Origin of the sequence: Exiguobacterium oxidotolerans JCM 12280, assembly GCF_000702625.1 — a bacterium.
Taxonomy (GTDB): domain Bacteria; phylum Bacillota; class Bacilli; order Exiguobacteriales; family Exiguobacteriaceae; genus Exiguobacterium_A; species Exiguobacterium_A oxidotolerans.
In genome coordinates this window covers 344305-360301 of the sequence record NZ_JNIS01000001.1, presented here as the reverse complement: position 1 = coordinate 360301, position 15997 = coordinate 344305, and the positions used below count along the sequence as shown (strand labels likewise).

General features: G+C 47.0%; 15 protein-coding genes. All 15 read left to right on the top strand.

Features of this window, described 5'->3' with window-relative positions; all coding sequences use genetic code 11:
• Window positions 1-12 precede the first annotated feature (12 nt).
• Window positions 13-480, top strand: a complete 468-nt coding sequence (gene rimP / locus P403_RS0101940; RefSeq protein WP_029330739.1) for a ribosome maturation factor RimP — start codon at window positions 13-15, stop codon at window positions 478-480.
• 16 nt (window positions 481-496) lie between these two features.
• A complete protein-coding gene (gene nusA / locus P403_RS0101935) occupies window positions 497-1609 on the top strand; it encodes a transcription termination factor NusA (RefSeq protein WP_029330738.1) in 1113 nt (370 codons plus the stop codon).
• 3 nt (window positions 1610-1612) lie between these two features.
• Complete coding sequence (gene rnpM, locus P403_RS0101930; RefSeq protein WP_029330736.1) at window positions 1613-1882, top strand: RNase P modulator RnpM; 270 nt, start codon at window positions 1613-1615, stop codon at window positions 1880-1882.
• Complete coding sequence (locus P403_RS0101925) at window positions 1875-2177, top strand: YlxQ family RNA-binding protein (protein WP_029330734.1); 303 nt, start codon at window positions 1875-1877, stop codon at window positions 2175-2177. The genes rnpM and P403_RS0101925 overlap by 8 nt, the downstream gene beginning before the upstream one ends.
• Before the next feature lie 15 nt (window positions 2178-2192).
• Window positions 2193-4367 carry a translation initiation factor IF-2 gene (gene infB / locus P403_RS0101920; RefSeq protein ID WP_029330732.1) on the top strand — a complete coding sequence of 725 codons (2175 nt, stop codon included), beginning with the start codon at window positions 2193-2195 and terminating at the stop codon, window positions 4365-4367.
• A gap of 35 nt (window positions 4368-4402) precedes the next feature.
• Window positions 4403-4744, top strand: coding sequence for a 30S ribosome-binding factor RbfA (gene rbfA / locus P403_RS0101915; protein WP_029330730.1), 342 nt, complete (start codon window positions 4403-4405; stop codon window positions 4742-4744).
• 56 nt (window positions 4745-4800) lie between these two features.
• Window positions 4801-5709, top strand: coding sequence for a tRNA pseudouridine(55) synthase TruB (gene truB, locus P403_RS0101910; RefSeq protein WP_029330728.1), 909 nt, complete (start codon window positions 4801-4803; stop codon window positions 5707-5709).
• A gap of 16 nt (window positions 5710-5725) precedes the next feature.
• Complete coding sequence (locus P403_RS0101905) at window positions 5726-6655, top strand: bifunctional riboflavin kinase/FAD synthetase (protein WP_029330726.1); 930 nt, start codon at window positions 5726-5728, stop codon at window positions 6653-6655.
• A gap of 123 nt (window positions 6656-6778) precedes the next feature.
• The gene (gene rpsO, locus P403_RS0101900) at window positions 6779-7048 is read left to right on the top strand and encodes a 30S ribosomal protein S15 (protein ID WP_023468676.1); all 270 of its coding nucleotides are present in this window, start codon (window positions 6779-6781) and stop codon (window positions 7046-7048) included.
• A 137-nt stretch (window positions 7049-7185) separates the two neighbouring features.
• Window positions 7186-9405 carry a polyribonucleotide nucleotidyltransferase gene (gene pnp, locus P403_RS0101895; RefSeq protein WP_029330725.1) on the top strand — a complete coding sequence of 740 codons (2220 nt, stop codon included), beginning with the start codon at window positions 7186-7188 and terminating at the stop codon, window positions 9403-9405.
• Between the two features lie 74 nt (window positions 9406-9479).
• On the top strand, window positions 9480-10712 hold the full coding sequence (locus tag P403_RS0101890; RefSeq protein WP_029330723.1) for a M16 family metallopeptidase: 1233 nt from the start codon (window positions 9480-9482) through the stop codon (window positions 10710-10712).
• 61 nt (window positions 10713-10773) lie between these two features.
• Window positions 10774-12237, top strand: a complete 1464-nt coding sequence (locus tag P403_RS0101885) for a UDP-N-acetylmuramoyl-L-alanyl-D-glutamate--2,6-diaminopimelate ligase (RefSeq protein WP_034800799.1) — start codon at window positions 10774-10776, stop codon at window positions 12235-12237.
• Window positions 12234-13493: a lipid II:glycine glycyltransferase FemX gene (locus P403_RS0101880; protein ID WP_029330720.1), complete on the top strand. Its 1260-nt coding sequence runs from the start codon at window positions 12234-12236 to the stop codon at window positions 13491-13493. Before P403_RS0101885 ends, P403_RS0101880 begins: the two co-directional genes overlap by 4 nt.
• Window positions 13493-14155, top strand: coding sequence for a M15 family metallopeptidase (locus tag P403_RS0101875; protein ID WP_029330718.1), 663 nt, complete (start codon window positions 13493-13495; stop codon window positions 14153-14155). Before P403_RS0101880 ends, P403_RS0101875 begins: the two co-directional genes overlap by 1 nt.
• 153 nt (window positions 14156-14308) lie before the next feature.
• A complete protein-coding gene (locus P403_RS0101870; RefSeq protein ID WP_029330716.1) occupies window positions 14309-15973 on the top strand; it encodes a ribonuclease J in 1665 nt (554 codons plus the stop codon).
• Window positions 15974-15997: the final 24 nt, after the last annotated feature.

The window sequence follows — 15997 nt, the reverse complement described above, 5'->3', positions numbered from 1 at the left end:
AGGAGGATGAAGATGACGAACGTAACTGAGAAGGTCGAGGCGCTCGCGAAACCAATCGTAGAACGAGAGGGGATGGAGCTTGTCGACGTCGAATTCGTCAAAGAGGGGGCGGATTGGTTCCTACGTGTCTCCATCGATAAGGAAGGTGGCGTTGACCTTGAAGATTGTGTCAACATCAACGAACAGTTATCGGAAGCATTAAATAATGATGATCCGATTGACGAACCCTACTATCTAGATGTTGCCAGTCCAGGTGCAGAACGACCACTCAAAAAAGCGGAAGATTTCGAAAAGGCGATTGGTAAACATATCTACGTCAAAACGAATGATCCGGTTAAAGATGCTACCGAATTTGAAGGAACGTTACTTGCGTATAACGATGAAATGCTTGAAATCGAAGTCCGCGTAAAAACACGAAAATTGAAAATTGAAATACCGGTGATCAAGATCGCGATGGCGCGACTTGCGGTAATGTTCTAAGGAAAGGAAGAGAACGATGGGACCACAGTTACTCGAAGCAATCGAGCAAATTGCAAAAGAAAAAGAAATCGATAAGAACATCATCATCGATGCGCTAGAACAAGCATTGATTTCAGCTTACCGCCGGAACTTCGGTAAAGAGTCGGAGGCAGTCAAGGTTGAGTTCGACCAAAAAACAGGAGAGATTCGTGTCTTTGCACTGAAGGAAGTCGTCGAACGGTTGACACAACCAGAAGAGCAACTTTCGCTAGAAGAAGCGCATGAAATCGATCCGACCTATGAACTAGGAGACTTCCATAAAGTTGAAGTCACACCGGGAGATTTCGGACGTGTCGCGGCACAGACGGCAAAACAAATCGTCACACAAAAAATGCGTGAAGCAGAGCGCGAGCGCATCTACAATCACTTTGCGGATCGTGAAGATGAAATCATGACGGGGATGGTCGAACGTCAAGACGCACGTAACCTCTATGTTAATCTCGAGGGAATCGAAGCGGTTCTATCAACACATGAACAAATGCCGAATGAACGGTTCGGTATTCGGGAATACATCAAAGTATACGTGACGAAAGTCGACCCGATGGTGAAAGGGTCTGGCGCATCGATTCTTGTATCACGGACACACCCTGGCTTACTCAAACGCTTGTTTGAGATTGAAGTGCCGGAAATCGCTGATGGCGAAGTCGAAGTGAAATCTGTTGCTCGTGAAGCCGGAGATCGCTCGAAAATCGCGGTCGCGTCAGATGATATCGACCCGGTTGGTGCGTGTGTCGGTCAAAAAGGGGCACGTGTTCAAAACATCGTCAACGAATTGAACGGTGAAAAAATTGACATCGTTCGCTATTCCGATGATCCGAAAGAATATGTGGCCAATGCCTTGAGTCCTGCTCAAGTCGTCGGCGTGTATGTCAACGAACCGGCGAAGGCGACAATCGTCGTCGTGCCTGATTTCCAATTGTCACTCGCAATCGGGAAACGCGGACAAAATGCACGTCTTGCGGCGAAACTGACGGGATGGAAAATTGACATCAAGAGTGAGTCAGAAGCAGAATCGATGGGTCTTCGTGATGTGTTCCTTAAAGATGAAGCAGTTGACGTGGAAGCGGTCCAAGTCGAAGGCGAGGAATAATTCGTGCAAAAGAAGGTACCTTTACGTAAATGCGTCATCACACAAGAAATGAAAACCAAAAAAGAGCTAATTCGCGTCGTTCGAACACCTGACAGTGAGGTTGTCATCGATCTTAATGGTAAGATGAATGGGCGAGGTGCCTATTTAACGAAAGATGTAGCTGTCATTACTAAGGCGAAAAAGAAGCGAACGCTCGATCATCATTTAAAAGTCAAGACGACAGATGAATTATATGATCAATTGCTTGAGATCGCGGGAGGTATACATGAGTAAATGGGAATCGCTACTTGGTCTCGCGAACCGAGCGCGGAAAGTGACGACTGGAGAAGAACTCGTGCTGAAAGAAGTACGAGGAGGGCAAGCGAAGCTTGTCCTCTTAGCAGCAGATGCGGGGGCTGCCACGCGTAAAAAGGTTACGGATAAATGTACAAGTTATCATGTCCCATATCTTGAAGTCGGGGATCGTTCGATTCTTGGCCATGCACTAGGGAAAGATGCGCGTGTTGTCGTGTCAGTCAATGAAGCCGGATTTGCGAAAAAGCTAACTGAACTCCTCTCGAACGACTAATTGGAGGTGGATCCTTTGGGTAAACGTGTATACGAATTCGCTAAGGAACAAAACGTAACAAGTAAGCAGGTCATCGCACAGCTTGAAAAGCTTGAGAAACCCGTCAAGAATCATATGGCAGTATTAGATGAACAGACAGTACAGCAACTCGACAAAGTATTTAATCCCGAGAAACATCGGGCTCAAAAAACGGAGGCTCCAAAACAAGTGAAATCAGACAATAAACCGAACAGACCAGGAACTACTACTAATAAACCAGCAGGCAATCAATCACGTAATACAAAAGGCGGACGTCCAGAATTCGGAAACCGCAACAACCGCGGTGGAAAACGTCGTCCGAACCAGAAAAAAGCGGAACCACGCAAATTAGAAGTCGCTGACCCGAACTCGAAATCAAGTCAACGGAAAGCAGCACGCCGTGCACAAGAAGAAGCGATGGCGAACGTCGTTCAATACGCGGATAACTTGACGGTCGGTGAACTTGCTGAAAAAATGGCGAAAAAACCAAACGAACTCATCATGAAATTGATGGGCATGGGCGTCATGGCGACAATCAACCAAGATCTCGACGATGAGACGGTTGAATTGTTAGCATCAGACTTCGGTTTCGAAGTTGAAAAATCAGTCCAAGTCGATGAAACGGATTTCGATGCGTATGAACTCGACCTTGATAACTACGAACTCTCGGAACGTCCTCCTGTCGTTACAATCATGGGTCACGTTGACCATGGTAAAACAACACTTCTTGACTCGATCCGTAATACGAAAGTAACAGCGGGCGAAGCAGGTGGGATTACGCAGCACATCGGAGCATATCAAGTTGAAATCGATAACAAAAAAATCACATTCCTCGATACACCAGGTCACGCAGCGTTTACAACGATGCGGGCACGTGGTGCAGATGTGACGGATATCGCGATCATCGTCGTTGCAGCAGATGATGGCGTCATGCCACAGACGGAAGAAGCGATTAGTCATGCGAAAGCAGCAGGCGTACCAATCATCGTTGCCGTCAACAAGATGGATAAAGAAGGAGCGAACCCGGACCGCGTCAAGCAAGAATTGACAGAGTTCGAACTCGTTGCGGAAGATTGGGGCGGCGATACGATTTTCGTACCAGTTTCTGCTCTTAAAGGCGAAGGAATCGATGAGTTACTCGAAATGATTCTTCTCGTCTCAGAAGTTCAAGAATACAAATCAACACCAGAAATGCACGGGCGTGGTACGGTCATCGAGGCGAAACTCGATAAAGGTCGTGGACCGGTTGCGACGTTACTCGTCCAGCACGGGACACTTCGCGTTGGAGATCCAGTCGTCGTCGGTCATACGTTCGGTCGTATCCGGGCAATGGTCAACGATATCGGTCGCCGTGTGAAAGAAGTCGGTCCATCCACACCGATCGAAATTACAGGCTTAAACGATGTACCAAAAGCCGGTGATCAATTCTTCGCGTTTGAAGATGAGAAAAAAGCGCGTCAAATCGGTGAAGCACGTTACCAACGTGAAATCGAAGCACAACGTCGCGATTCGGCGAAAGTCAGCCTCGAAGATCTCTTTGATCGTATCAAAGAAGGCGAAGTCAAGGACTTAAACATCATCATCAAAGGTGACGTTCAAGGTTCAGTCGAAGCCCTCGCTGGTTCACTCAAGAAAATTGATGTCGAAGGCGTTAAAATCAACATCGTTCACTCAGGTGTTGGTGCCATCACAGAAGGTGATGTCATCCTCGCTTCAGCAGCGAACGCGATCATCATCGGTTTCAACGTCCGTCCAGACGGCAACGCGAAATCAATGGCAGATCAAGAAAAAGTTGAGATTCGTCTTCACAAAATCATCTACAATGCGATTGAAGAAATCGAACAAGCGATGAAAGGGTTACTTGACCCTGAATTCGTTGAGAAAATCATTGGACAAGCTGAAGTCCGTGACGTCATCAAAGTTTCGAAAGTCGGAACGATTGCTGGTGGTTACGTGACGGAAGGTAAGCTGACACGTGCAGCAGGTGTTCGTGTGGTCCGTGACAGCATCGTTATTTATGAAGGGAAACTTGATACACTACGTCGCTTTAAAGACGACGTCAAAGAAGTCGCAACCGGCTACGAATGTGGAATCAAGATTGAGAAATATGACGACATCAAAGTCGATGACGTTATCGAAGCCTTCATCATGGAAGAAGTAAAACGGAAGTAACAGAACGGAGAACATCCGAACTGGAGGGAATTCACATGAGTGTACGTTCAAATCGTGTTGCAGAACAAGTTCGTAAAGAGATTACGCAAATGCTCATCAAAGACGTCAATGATCCCCGTGTCAAAGCGATTACCGTAACAGGTGTCGAAGTGACGGGTGATTTACAGCAAGCAACGATTTTTTATTCAGTGCTTGGTGACGAGAAAGTACGCGAAGAGGCACGGATCGGTCTTGAAAAATCAAAAGGATTCATGCGTAAAGAAATTGGATCACGCATCCGGTTACGCAAAACTCCTGAATTGATGTTCGAGATTGATACATCGGTCGAGTATGGATCGCGGATTGATGAGTTGCTCCGGAACTTGAACAAGGATTGACACATGAACAGGGCAACCACAGGCGTGGTTGCCCTTTTTTTAGGAGATGATGAGAGATGGAACCGATTGGTGTACTACCGTTAGACAAACCAGCGGGTATGACGAGTCACGATTGTGTATTTAAATTACGTCGTTTGTTTCAAACAAAGAAAGTCGGACATACCGGCACGCTTGATCCTGAAGTCACAGGCGTCTTACCGATATGTTTAGGACGGGCGACGAAACTCGCGCGGTTCATCACGGATGAAGGAAAACGGTATGTAGCGGAAGTGACGCTTGGTTTTTCGACGACGACAGAAGATGCCCATGGGGAAACGGTCGAGACGACCGGAGTGCCGCAAGGGGCAGTGACAGAAGCAGAACTGGATGCGGTCCTTCGGCAATTGACAGGGCAAATTGAACAGACCCCGCCGTACTACTCTGCCGTTAAAGTTAATGGAAGAAAGCTATACGAATATGCACGAAAAGGCATCGAAGTCGAGCGACCAACGCGCGTCGTTACGATTCACGACTTGAAACGAACGTCTCCTTTGACGTTCGATCACAACACGTGTCGCTTTCAAATGGAGATTGCCTGCGGAAAAGGGACCTATATCCGGACTCTTGCCGTGCAAATCGGGGAACAACTGGGCTACGCGGCGCATATGAGCCACTTACGCCGGACGGAGTCGGGCGCAATCCGTGAGGGTGACACCGTGACGCTTGCGACACTCGAGGACTGCCAGACGGTCGAGGAGCGGATGGCGTACGTTTTACCAATTGAACAAGTCATTCAAAAGTGGCCACGGATGACGATTGACGCTGAAACGGCAGCCCGGGTCTTAAACGGAGCAAAGCTTGCAAGCATTCCGGATGAATTCGAACTGTTTACTGTCTATAATGAAGAGGACGTACCGTTAGCGATTTATCGCCGAGACCCTGAAATCAATATGGGGCGTGTCGAGGTCATGTTACAAATCGATTAAGATCGGAGAGATAGGGATGGAAATCATTCATTTAACATATCCGGAAAAACCGGTGGCGGAGTCGGGAGTCATTGCACTTGGATTCTTTGATGGGGTTCACCTAGGGCATCAACATGTCTTGCAAACGGCAATCGACAAAGGGAAAGAACTCAAACTTCCTGTTACCGTGATGACGTTTGATCCCCACCCGAAGCAGGTCCTCGGAAAAAGTGACGATCAAATCCGTTACATCACCCCGCTTGATCGAAAGCTCGAGAAGATGGCGGACCTCGGAATCGATCGGGCTTACGTGATTGAGTTCACGATTGCGTTTTCCGAGTTGTCCCCGCAAGAGTTTGTCGATACGTACTTGATTGCGGCGGGTGCGAAACATATCGTTGCCGGATTTGACTATTCGTACGGACGATTTGGAGCTGGAAAGATGGCGACACTCGATTTCCATAGTCGCGGTCAATTCACACATACGACCGTCGCTGAACAGCAAGCAGATGATGAAAAAGTCAGTTCAACGCGGATTCGGAAACTATTAGCGGCTGGTGAAGTCGAAGCGGCAGCAAGTTTACTCGGAGAACCGTATCAAATTAAAGGGACAGTCATTCATGGAGATGCACGAGGAAGACAAATCGGTTTTCCGACTGCTAATATCCGTCCGGAGTTTGCGTATGTCATCCCGAAACTTGGTGTATACGCGACACTTGTCCATTTAGAAGATGGACGGACATTCCCCGCGATGACGAACATCGGACGGAGACCGACCTTTTACGAAACAGGAGAAGTCAGTGTGGAAACTCACTTACTTCAGTTCGACGAAGACTTATACGGTCAAGAATTAAAACTTGAGTGGATTGCCTATTTACGTGACGAGCGAGCATTTGACGGGATTGAGAGCTTAAAAGCACAACTGGCTCAAGATAAAATCGAAGCCGCGCGCCGTTTAAACGTTTGACAGAAGAATAGCGGTTCGTTATGATAAGTCAGTACGATCACGTACAGCCGATTGACTTGGCATCAGGTCTCACCATCCGATGCTCGGCAATACGGTCATTCAAAAGATGGAGGTGGAGTGACAATGGCACTCACTAAAGAACGTAAAAACGAAATTATCGAAGCTTATGCTACGAAACAAGGCGATACTGGTTCGCCGGAAGTACAAGTTGCTGTTTTAACTGAACAGATCACAACTTTGAACGATCACTTACGTACACACAAAAAGGATCACCACTCACGTCGTGGTCTCTTGAAAATGGTCGGTCGTCGCCGTAACTTGCTCACATACCTTCGTAACAAGGATGTTGCTCGTTACCGTTCATTGATCGAGCGTCTTGGTCTTCGTCGCTAATCCGACTAAAAGGACAAGTGGAAGCAGGAGCATTGTCTCCTGTTTCTTTTTTTTGCCGATTCGTGGACATTTGGCGCAAGAACCTACATAATTAGATTTGAATGAAAAAACGGATAGTAGTGAGAGGAGATTTGTGCATGTCACAAACAAAACAGACGTTTTCGACCGAACTCGGTGGACGTACTTTAACAATTGAAATCGGTCAACTGGCCAAACAAGCGAACGGGGCAGCGATGATTCGCTATGGCGAGACAGCCGTCCTCGCAACAGTCGTTGCGTCGAAGCAACCGAAAGACTTGGATTTCTTCCCATTAACAGTGAACTATGAAGAAAAATTATACGCAGCAGGTAAAATTCCAGGAGGCTTTTTAAAACGTGAAGGTCGTCCTGGAGAAAACGCGATTTTAACATCGCGATTAATTGACCGCCCGATTCGTCCACTCTTCCCAGAAGGATTCCGTCATGACATTCAAGTCGCGACGACAGTTCTTTCTTCAGATGCGGACAACTCGTCAGAAGTCGCAGCGATGATTGGTGCTTCGATTGCCCTTTCCATCTCGGATATTCCGTTTGACGGTCCAATCGCTGGTGTGACGATTGGTCGCGTTGATGGAGAGTTCATCATCAACCCAACGGCAAGTCAGTCGGAAGCAAGCGATATCGATTTACAAGTCGCAGGGACAAAACATGCCGTCAACATGGTCGAAGCCGGTGCGAAGGAAGTACCGGAAGAAGCGATGCTCGAAGCGATTCTTCTCGGACATGACGTCATCAAAGAATTGATTGCGTTCCAAGAGGAAATCGTTGCTGCCGTCGGGAAAGAGAAATTTGCCTACACGGTGTCATCATTTGATGAAGGACTTGTTGCGCGTCTGAAGACGGAAGCATTAGCAGAAGTTACGACAGCGGTTCAAGTCGAAGAAAAACAAGCGCGTGACGTCGCGATCAACGAAGTCATCTCAAAATATATTGATCTTTACGCAGCCGACGAGTCAGTCACGGAAGCACAACTTGCTGAAGTTTCTGGTGTATTGAATAAGTTCGTCAAAGCGGAAGTTCGTCGTCTCATCACAGAAGATAAAGTCCGTCCGGATGGTCGTGGACTTGCTGAAATTCGTCCGCTCGACTCAGAAATCGGTCTCTTGCCACGTGCTCACGGTTCTGGACTCTTTACACGTGGTCAAACACAGGTCTTGTCTGTCGCGACGCTTGGTGTCGCTGGAGACGCACAAATCATCGATGGACTTGGTTTGAAAGAAGAAAAACGTTTCATGCACCATTACAACTTCCCGCCGTTCTCAGTCGGAGAAGCGCGTCCAATGCGTGCACCAGGTCGTCGTGAAATTGGTCACGGAGCACTTGGAGAGCGTGCCTTACAGCCTGTCTTGCCATCAGAAACAGATTTCCCATATACGATTCGTCTCGTCTCGGAAGTGCTTGAATCAAATGGATCTTCTTCACAAGCCTCAATCTGTGGATCAATCCTCGCGATGATGGATGCCGGTGTCCCGCTTAAAGCACCAGTTGCAGGAATCGCGATGGGATTAATTAAAGAAGGCGAAAATTATTCAATCTTAACAGACATTCAAGGGATGGAAGATCACCTCGGAGACATGGACTTTAAAGTCGCAGGAACAAAAGATGGTGTAACTGCTTTACAAATGGATATGAAGATTGGTGGCATCACGCGTCAAATTCTTGAAGAGGCACTCGAACAAGCACGTCTTGGTCGTTTGCACATTCTTGAACACATGAATTCGATCATTGCAGAACCACGTGTCGAATTGTCGAAATATGCACCGAAAATCGTTACCCTCAAAATCAATCCGGATAAAATCCGTGATGTGATTGGACCCGGCGGTAAAGTCATCAATGCGATCATCGATGAAACAGGCGTCAAGATTGATATCGACCAAGATGGTACGGTCTTTATCGCATCGACAGATCAAGATGGCATTAATCGTGCACGTCAACTCGTCGAGGACATCGTTCGTGAAGTCGTCATCGGTGAAGAGTTTGACGGGACAGTCCGCCGGATTGAGAAATTCGGAGCGTTCGTTGAGTTGTTCAAAGGAAAAGATGCACTCGTCCACATCTCTGAACTTGCACTTGATCGTGTCGGTCAAACGGAAGATGTCGTCAAACTCGGCGACAAACTGAAAGTTCGTGTCACAGAAGTCGATGATAAAGGCCGTGTCAACGCCTCGCATAAAATTCTTCTTGTTGAAGGAATGAGTGCGGAAGACCGTGCAGCATACGATGAAAAGAAAAAAACAGAGCGTGACAACCGCCCGCCACGTCGGGATACAGGATCTCGCCCACCACGTGACGGACAACGTCCACCACGTCGTAACTAATGAAAACAAGGTGGCTCAACGGTGCGGATGTCGCAACGAGGGCCACCTTGTTTCCGATTCAGGAGGAAACTATTATGGTCGAACGGATACAGCTACAAAACGGAGTACGAATCATCATCGAACGGATGCCGAGCGCGCGGAGCGTAGCAACAGGAATTTTCATCAAGGCCGGCTCACGAACAGAAACGCTTGAGGAACATGGGATCAGTCATTTAATCGAACATATGGTCTTTAAAGGGACAGAACAGTTCTCAGCGAAAGAGATTGCGGTTTACTTCGACCGACTTGGTGGAAATATTAATGCATTCACAAGTAAGGATCAAACGTGTTATTACGTTAAGACGTTAGACGAACATGCGGCGACGGCATTTGATGTCCTAGCGGATATGTTCCTCGACTCGACGTTCGACGAAGAAGAACTCGAAAAAGAGAAACGGGTCGTCATCGAAGAAATCAAGATGTACGAAGATACACCAGATGATCTCGTCCATGAACTGCTCGCGATCGCAGCCTATGGCGAGGATGTCATGGCACGTCCCATCCTTGGGACAGAAGAGAGTGTTCTTAAAATCAATCGGCAGATGATTACGGAATACATGAAACAGGCGTATGCACCGGACCAAATCGTCATCTCGATTGCTGGTCATGTATCGGATGCTTTAGTGGAACAAGTGAAGGAACGGTTCAGTGTCATGACACCGAGTGAAACATCGCGTCCGATTCAGCTTCCTCAACTAAAAAATGATGTAATCCGGAAGGAAAAGGATACAGAACAGGTCCATCTTTGTTATAATTTCCGTGCAATCGATTCTACGGACGATCGTTTACCGGGACTTGCATTATTGAATAATGCCTTTGGAGCGACGATGTCTAGCCGCTTGTTCCAATCCATTCGTGAAGAACGCGGACTGGCGTACTCTGTCTTTTCGTACTACACGACATTTGACGACCATGGGACGTTCACGATTTACGTCGGTACTTCACACGAAACACTGAAGGAAGTCGAAGATGTCTTAGAAGCAGAAATCAAACTGTTGCTTGCGAATGGTTTGACGGATAAAGAAGTTGAAGATGGCATCGAGCAACTGAAAGGTTCACTCATTCTCGGGAATGAAGGAACATCAAGTCACATGAACCGAAATGCACGAAATGAACTCCATCTGGAAAAACATCCGACGTTAGAAGAAGTCATCGAAGAGGTGGAGCGCATCACTAAAGAAGATATTCAAGGATTGATCACACATATCTTCGAAGAACCACCAGCAAAAGCGTACATCTTACCGGAAATGGAAGAAGAAACCGTGTGAGAGAAGCTCTCAACTAAAAAAATCATACAGAAAACATGTTGTCGAGAAAGAAGGAATACCCTTGAATTTAGCTGAATTAATCGAAGCCATCCAAATTCAAAAAATTGAACGGATGGTAGATGCGGAAGTCGTCTCTTTGACGACAGATTCACGTGACGTGAAGCCTGGGACATTATTTGTCGCGATTAAAGGATATACAGTAGATGGACACGATTACGCTCGACAGGCGGAATCGAGCGGAGCAATTGCAATCATCGCTGAACACGCGCTCGATGTGACGATTCCTGTCATTCTTGTCAGAAGTACGACGCGGGCAATCGCTGAACTTGCAGGGAAATTCTATGATTATCCTTCCGAAAAAATGCGGATGATTGGCATTACAGGAACAAACGGAAAAACGACGACGACGACGATTGTTCGTGACGTCTTGGCACGTCTAGGACGCAAGACAGGAATTATTGGGACCGTCGAAGTGAAGATTGGTGACCGTGTCGTTCCAAGTCGGAATACGACGCCACAAAGCTCGGAACTGCAAGCATTTTTCCATCAGATGTACCAAGAGGGCGTTGAAGACGTCATTATGGAAGTATCGTCGCATGGATTAGAGCTAGGACGTGTCACGGGCGCGGATTTTGATGTGGCAGGATTTACGAACTTAACGCATGATCATCTCGATTTCCATAAGACGTTCGAAAACTACGCCCGCGCAAAAGGGTTATTGTTTGCACAACTCGGACAGCGCCTATCGGATGAGAAGGTAGCCGTTTTGAATGCAGACGATGCGACAAGTGAATTGTTTGAGATGATGACGGGTGCGCGCGTGTTAACATATGGCATTGATCAGCCCGCGGATTTGCAGGCACGCAACATTACGCAGACCCTTCAAGAGACGACATTTACGATGGATTATCAAGAAGAGTCGATTGAATTGACGGTCCAATTCATTGGTCGTTTTAACGTCTATAACTTGTTGCTCGCAACAGGTATCTTATTATCACTCGGCTATCGTTTACCTGAGATTTCGAACGCGATCACTCAGATTCAGCCAGCCCAAGGACGGATGCAACGTTTACCGATTGACGGGTATAATGTCTATGTCGATTACGCCCATACACCAGATGGAATCGAGCAATGTCTGAAGGCTCTCGTCGATGTCCCGAAAGAGAAGATTATTTTCTTGATTGGAACAGGTGGAAATCGGGATGTGACGAAACGTCCGATGATGGGACAACTGGCATCGACCTATGCCGGGACGGTCATCGTCACGACGGATGATCCGCGCTTTGAGTCTTATGAGTCGATCACATCAGGGATTGCGTCAGGGATGCTTCATGACCAATTCGTCGAAATTGGCGATCGTGTCGAAGCCGTTCGATATGCAGCAAGTCTTGCACGTCCCGATAATATCGTCATTCTCGCAGGAAAAGGGCATGAAAAATATCAAATCATTGGTGACGAAAAAACACCACTCGACGAAGAACAAATCGTCAAAGAGATGATACGCCAATTGGAGGAAAAGCAGTGAATTATCAACCACTTGAATTAACGACAGAACGATTTGAAGCGTTTGTTAAAACACATCCAAAAGGGGACTTATTACAGTTACCGGCATGGGGAGACGTCAAACAGGCGACAGGATGGACCCATCAGCGGATTGCTGTTGGAACGCCGGACGGTCAACCAATCGGTGTCGCTTTACTCTTATTTAAGCAAGTACCGAAACTACCGTTTACGTTATGTTACGCACCACGCGGATTTGTCGTCGATTATGCAAATAAAGAAGCCGTCACAGCACTGCGTGATCTCGCGATTAAGGTGGCAAAACAACATAAAGCCATCGCCATCAAACTGGATCCGAACATTGATCGTGATGAAGACCCGACACTGCTGACAGAAATGATGGCCCTCGGATTTAAGCATAATGGTTTTGGTGGCGGCTTCGATCATGCGCAACCGCGTTTTACGATGGAGACGAGCCTTGAAGGAACAGAGAAAGAAATCTTTGATCGGTTTCATTCAAAGTTTCGCTACAACGTCCGACTAGCTGAACGAAAAGGAATTGTTTGCTATGAAGCGAGTCGTGAAGAACTGAAAACGTTCGCGAAGTTGATGGTCGAAACGGGCGAACGGGACGGGTTCTCGATCCGTGGTCTTGACTACTTCGAGAATCTCTATGATCATTTGCGTCCGAACGGGGATGCGGCACTCTTTTTAACAAAACTTGATGCGGCGAAGGCACTTGAAAGCACGGAAGCATTATTGTTACAAGCTGATCGTGAATTAGCAAAAATCCACCGACAGCTTGAAAAAGAGACGACGGAGAAAAAAATCAAGAGTCTGAACAATCGTCTCGAACAGACGACAGCACAGATCGACAAGGCTGAGAAATCAAAAACTGAGTTGATGGCAATTGCCGCGAAGCATCCGGACGGTGTCATTCTCTCAGGTGGATTATTGACGCTTGCCGGTCGTCGTTCTTACTATTTATATGGTGCGTCGTCAAATGAGTATCGTGAGTTCATGCCGAATCACTTGATGCAGTGGACGATGATGCAGTATGCCAAAGCACACGGCGCCGTATCGTATGATTTTGGTGGCGTCAGTGGATCGACGGACCCGGATGATCATTATGCAGGGTTATATGCGTTTAAGTCGGGCTGGGGCAGTACGATGATTGAAAAAATTGGAGAATTTGATTACGTTCTCAACAAACCTCTGTATCTTGTGCTTGAAACAGGTCTACCGATTCTGAAGCGATTACGGAAGAAGTTCCGCCGCTAATGAAGAGAGGGACAATCTTTGCCTGGATCTTGTTTTTATTTGCGATGTTCGCGGTCGGGTTGTTTCTTGCCGCTTCAACAAATCGTTTACCGTCTGTTCTACTAGACCAACCAGATTTAGGAATTGACAGCTGTCCCCGGGATGTAGCAGGGGAGAACCGTTTGATTAACGCTAGTCGAGACAACCTCAAACAGCTCCACCCAGCCGTCGAGGCAGGGGCAGAGGACTTGATTCGAATTAGCCACTCTTGCTACGATATCGACATTCGAATCACGCAAGGTTATCGGACAAAAAAACAACAGGATGCCCTCTATGCACAAGGTCGTTCAACGTCTGGTGACATCGTAACAAATGCGCGTGGCGGGGAATCAATGCATAACTACGGTCTAGCGATCGACTTCGTACAAATGATTGATGGTGGGATTTCATATGACATTGACTACGATGGCAATCAATCAGGCAAGAGTGATTGGCGAGAGGTCGCCGATGTCGGTAAAGCCCTTGGATTTGAGTGGGGTGGCGACTGGAAGCGTTTTGTTGATTATCCGCATTTTGAGATGAATTTCAATTATTCTTTAAGTGAATTGAAGTCCGGTGCACGACCGAGTAAGCAAGAAAAGGCCAATCGAACTGAGGAAATCGAGCACTTGCTTGAATCTTGATGAAGCGTCATACCGGACATGTTCTGATTCGGTATGACGTTTTTTTTTAATTTTCCTAGTCCCGTTGTTGGCAGGAAGGCAAAGTTCGGCTAGAATAGTGATAGTGATAAGTGGACGGCTCACGAAAAGTGAATACAAATAGGAGGTCATGTTGTGTCAAAGAAAAAGACGGAAAAAGTAAGCGTCTTTGCTCTTGGTGGGGCTGGTGAAATCGGTAAGAACATGTACGTCGTCGAACTCGACGAGGACATCTTCGTAATCGATGCTGGCTTGATGTTCCCAGGAGATGAGATGCTTGGAATTGACAAAGTCATTCCAGACATAAGTTATCTGAAGGAAAACAAAGAACGGATTCAAGGGATTTTCATCACGCACGGTCACGAAGACCATATCGGTGCCCTCAGTTACGTCTTACGTGACTTGAAAGTGCCTGTATACGGGACACGCCTGACACTCGGATTGATTGAAATCAAATTAAAAGAAGCCGGTTTATTGAAGAAGGCAGATCTTCGTCCAATTGATGCCAAGACGAAATTAACCGTTGCGGGACATTTCATTACGTTCTTCCGCGTCAACCACTCGATACCGGATGCGGTCGGGGTTTGTATCCAAACATCACAAGGAGCCATCGTTCATACGGGGGATTTCAAGTTTGACTACACACCAGTCGACGGGAAACAAGCAGATTTCGGTAAGATTGCAGCAATCGGGCAACGGGGCGTTTTATGTCTTCTATCTGATTCAACGAATGCAGAGCGACCAGGGATGTCCGGTTCAGAGTCGACGGTCGGGTCCGAATTGAACGACGTCATCTATGAAGCACCGGGTCGTGTGATCGTTGCATCGTTCGCATCGAACGTTCACCGCTTGCAACAAGTATTCGCAGCGGCCGAAGCGAATAACCGGAAAGTTGCAGTCGTCGGACGAAGTATGGTCAACATCGTCGAAGTCGCGCAACGTTTGAACTATTTACGGTTTAAGCAAAAAACATTGATTGAGTTGTCAGAAATCAATCGCCTCGATGATAACCAAGTCGTCATCTTGACGACCGGTTCACAAGGCGAGCCGATGGCGGCATTAACACGGATGGCACGCAATGCACATAAACAAGTCAATATCCGTCTTAACGATACAGTCGTCGTCGCAGCGTCACCAATTCCAGGGAACGAGAAATCGGTCTCGAAAACAATCGATCTGTTGTTCCGTGCCGGGGCGAACGTCATTTATAACCAACGTAAAGTTCACGTGTCTGGTCACGGTCACGCAGAAGACTTGAAGTTGATGCTCAACTTAATCAAACCGAAGTTCTTTATTCCGATTCACGGAGAATTCCGGATGCAAAAAGCGCATAGTCGTCTCGCACAGACGGTCGGTGTCAATGCAAACAACATCTTCATTATTGAAAATGGTGATGTGGTCGAATTTGAAAAACGTAAAGCACGGATGTCACGTAAAGTGAATGCCGGAAATGTGTTGATTGACGGGATTGGTGTAGGCGATGTCGGGAACATCGTCTTACGTGACCGTCGTCTCTTGTCTCAAGATGGTGTCGTTCTCTGCGTCATCACGATTAGTCGGAAGAACAAAACGATCGTGTCAGGCCCAGAAATCATCTCACGTGGATTCGTCTACATGCGTGAGTCAGAAGATATGATCAATGAGGCGAACCGAATCGTCGCGAAACAACTCCAAGGAAAATTAACGGGAGAACTCGATTGGACTGAAATGAAGTCGTTGATTCGAGATAAGCTGAGTTCTTATCTATATGAACAGACAAAACGTCGTCCAATGATTTTGCCGATCATCATGGAGATTTAACAAGAAGAGCGACTCAGATCGACC